The sequence below is a fragment of the Vibrio sp. Vb1755 genome (assembly GCF_033338635.1).
Lineage (GTDB): Bacteria > Pseudomonadota > Gammaproteobacteria > Enterobacterales > Vibrionaceae > Vibrio > Vibrio alginolyticus.
Map to the genome: position 1 here is coordinate 1 of NZ_JAWOTA010000081.1, position 1,762 is coordinate 1,762.

1 protein-coding gene and 1 pseudogene are annotated in these 1,762 nt (G+C 43.9%); both read right to left on the minus strand.

Going from position 1 to position 1,762, the window contains the following annotated elements; genetic code table 11:
- The coding region (locus tag R7E00_RS22725) for a GAF domain-containing protein (RefSeq protein ID WP_318124505.1) at window positions 1–892 on the minus strand (892 nt) is incomplete at its 3' end.
- Between the two features lie 188 nt (window positions 893–1,080).
- Window positions 1,081–1,762 (minus strand): annotated as a pseudogene (locus R7E00_RS22730) (bifunctional NADH-specific enoyl-ACP reductase/trans-2-enoyl-CoA reductase); the annotation flags it as partial.

Below are 1,762 nucleotides of genomic sequence, written 5' to 3' on the forward strand. Positions count from 1 at the left end.
TCGAATTAGCATCTTCTCCCCATAACAAAAGCACTAAGTCGTTTGAACTTGGGCGACCAGTAATGAAGTAGTTTGAATCGTTCGTTCCAAGGCGCTTACGAAATTCTTTGAGGATCTCATCAAACGCTTCAAAGCCGTATCGAGTTTGTATACTACGCGCATTACTAAAGCCCACATTTATAACAATTAAAGACTGATGCCCGTGTTCTAGGGATTGAAGCGTATCTTCAACGACAGCTTCCAGAGCGGCGCGATTAAGAAATCCGGTACCTTGGTCATGGGTTTTCTGGTAGTTAACTTGTCTTTCAGCGGCTTTGCGGCGGTCAATTTCTTGAGTGAGTGAAAAGCTGAGTTGGGCGAGGTCAGTGGTTCGGTTCTCTACGCGATTTTTAAGTTCGCTGTTAAGTCTCAACAGTTTGTATTGTTGGTAGACAACAGCAAGTTGAGCTTCTATTGAGTCCTTGAACGTATTGAGCAATTGCCGGTAAGTTTCGCTGTACTCATTGGCTTTGGAGTCCAACATACAAATGGTTCCAAACGTTTCGCCATTTGGCCAAAACAACGGCAAACCACAATAGGAGAGCATACCAAGTTTGATGTCCGGGTTATTCGACCATTTTTCATCGGCAAGGGCATCTGGGACAACCAGTTGGCTTTTGGTTTCAATGACATGTTCACAGTACAAACCATGTCCAAGATCTTCTTTGTCGCCGGCTTTAAATGGATTACCTTGAGTGTCACTTGAGGTGTTTACTTCGATGTGGTTTTGATGCACTCGCATAATAAGCGTGGTTGGCACGTCTGCAATCTGTGCGAGGAGATTGACGATATCCTGCCAGCTTCGCTGCATGGATTCAGGAATCTCATAATCTAGTGTTTGAAATCTCCCCATAGAGGTCTTCCTTTCCGGTAGTTTCACATCCTGTGAATCGAAGATTTATGCAGTAGTAATTGTTATAACATTAGTCGTTTTACTTAAGTATAGGGTCGCCCACAGACGAAACAAAAAAAAGTCCTGAAAACCTTTCAGGACCCTAAATTGTTGGAAGCCATCTCAAATATGAAACAAATTTGACGAACTTATGGCTTAAGTGACGCCAAGGTTTCTAACGAAATGTCTTGCGAGTAGTCTACATCGTCAAAGTTAAAGCCGTTTAGTTTCATGAACTCGTCTTTAAAGCCTTGGTAATCACCAATCTCTTTAAAGTTCTCCGCATTCATTTGTTCTAATAAATGACTCACTTCAGCCTGCGTTTGCGGATCCAGTTCTAAATCATCAATTCGAATCAATCGCTCGCCATCAACAGGAACTTTAGGCTGATCGTAAAGCTTCGTCGTGAACAGACGTTGCATTTGTTCGATGCAGCGTTCATGCGTGCCTTTCTCTTTCATTACTCGGTACAGAGCTAAAAGGTAAGGGCTCAGAGCAGGGATGAAAACACTGGCTTTCGTTACCAAAGCTTTACACACCGTGGCGTAAGCACCACCGTCGAAGTTAGCCAGTTTCAGATTCAATGCATGGCTGGTTTGGTGCAAATCAATTTTGGCTCGGCCTAAAGTACCATCGAGATAGATTGGGTGAGTAACTTCTGGGCCCATGTATGAGAATGCAATGGTTTTGCAACCTTGAGCGACGGATTCCGTGTTGATGAGAGTATCAATCCAGCTTTCCCAATCTTCTCCACCCATGACCTTAATGGTCGCTTCTGCTTCCTCTTCGGTGGCAGGCTCGAGCGTGGTTTCAACCCATTGATCATTTTCA